Annotated in this window: 2 protein-coding genes; both read left to right on the forward strand. The window is 36.9% G+C overall.

The window, feature by feature from the left end; all coding sequences use genetic code 11:
• Positions 1–66 precede the first annotated feature (66 nt).
• On the forward strand, positions 67–423 hold the full coding sequence (locus NZ848_RS21455) for an ISAon1 family transposase N-terminal region protein (RefSeq protein WP_259017220.1): 357 nt from the start codon (positions 67–69) through the stop codon (positions 421–423).
• A gap of 19 nt (positions 424–442) precedes the next feature.
• Positions 443–1396 (forward strand): ISAon1 family transposase, encoded by a 954-nt coding sequence (locus NZ848_RS21460; RefSeq protein WP_259017221.1) that lies wholly within the window; start codon positions 443–445, stop codon positions 1394–1396.
• Positions 1397–1429 lie beyond the last annotated feature (33 nt).

Here is a 1429-nt window from a genome sequence, read left to right on the forward strand (position 1 = left end):
GGATCAAACCTAAAAGTTGTGGGGCGATAAAATAATTGTGACCTTTGCATTTTACCAGAAGAACAGATGCAAGAAAGTTATAAGGATATTTTGAAGTTATTACTGCCTGCCATTATTATTGAAAATTTTGAGCTTACTTCCTACAAGACTACAGCCGAAGTAATGCATTTATATTTACAAGAGATTAATCAGATACCCAAAGAATTTGAAGGTCAGAAGTTGGAATCGAAAGGTTTTTTTGAAGAGATTACAGTTCAGGATTTTCCAATCAGAGGGCATAAAGTTTTTCTACACATCAAACGCCGTAGATGGTACAGCCATACACTTGAAAAAGTAGTGTATAGGAATTGGGATTTAGTGGCAGATGGGACGAGGATGACTAAAGAATTCTCGATTTTTTTAAAGGCACTCAATCGATTCTAATGCAGATGCTGCCCAATCCATCGCTGGTTATTATGGAGTCAATGGTAAGAGACTACAGGAGCAATATAAGAATTATCTGAGTGATTTTAAGAGTTGGTCTCAACGAAGTCATGCTAAGAAATGGCTTCTTTTTCCACAGAATATAGGTAAGTATCTGTCTATTGACGAGACTAGTTTATCAGAAGGAGAACTATATACAATCCTGACTAACAAAGCAGCTAAGGGCAAAAAGGGTAGTATTGTGGCAATTATAGCGGGTACTAAGGCAGAAACAGTGATTAATGTTCTACAGAAAATCCCTATCAATCTTCGTAAGAGAGTCAGAGAAATCACCTTAGACATGGCAGCTAATATGGAGTTAATTGCCAAAAGAGCCTTTCCTAATGCTACCAGGGTAATTGATAGATTCCATGTACAACAACTAGCTTCAGAAGCCCTACAGGAAATCAGAATCAAACACCGTTGGGAAGCATTGGATGCTGAAAATGAGGCCATTGAATTGGCTAAGAAAACCGATACAGAATATGTCCCCATAGTACTCCCCAATGGCGATACTCTAAAACAATTACAAGCAAGAAGTCGATATGTTCTCTATAAAAAAGAGAAAGACTGGACAGAAAATCAAAAACAAAGAGCTAAGCTATTGTTTGAGTTATATCCTGATATTAAGCAAGCCTATGACCTGACGATGAATCTTTCCTATATCTTCGAAAATACCAATGATAAGTTATATGGCTTAACAAGATTAGCTAGATGGCATGAGAAAGTAAGGCAGGCAGGCTTTAAATCATTTAATACAGTAGCTCGTTCAATTCAAAACCATTATAAAACCATTGTTAACTTCTTTGAGAATAGAAGCACTAATGCCTCGGCTGAATCTTTTAATGCCAAGGTAAAGGCTTTCAGAAGCCAATTCAGAGGTGTGAAAAACATCCCATTCTTTTTATATAGACTTACCCAAATCTATGCTTAGATATAACTACCCCACAGGTTTTAGCCTTGATCC

The sequence above is a fragment of the Emticicia fluvialis genome (assembly GCF_024793945.1).
GTDB classification, from domain to species: Bacteria; Bacteroidota; Bacteroidia; order Cytophagales; family Spirosomataceae; genus Emticicia; species Emticicia fluvialis.

What these genes read in the sequence shown, in the direction of transcription:
- NZ848_RS21455 (WP_259017220.1), top strand. Translation starts at nt 67, where the DNA reads ATGCAAGAAAGTTATAAGGATATTTTGAAGTTATTACTGCCTGCCATT.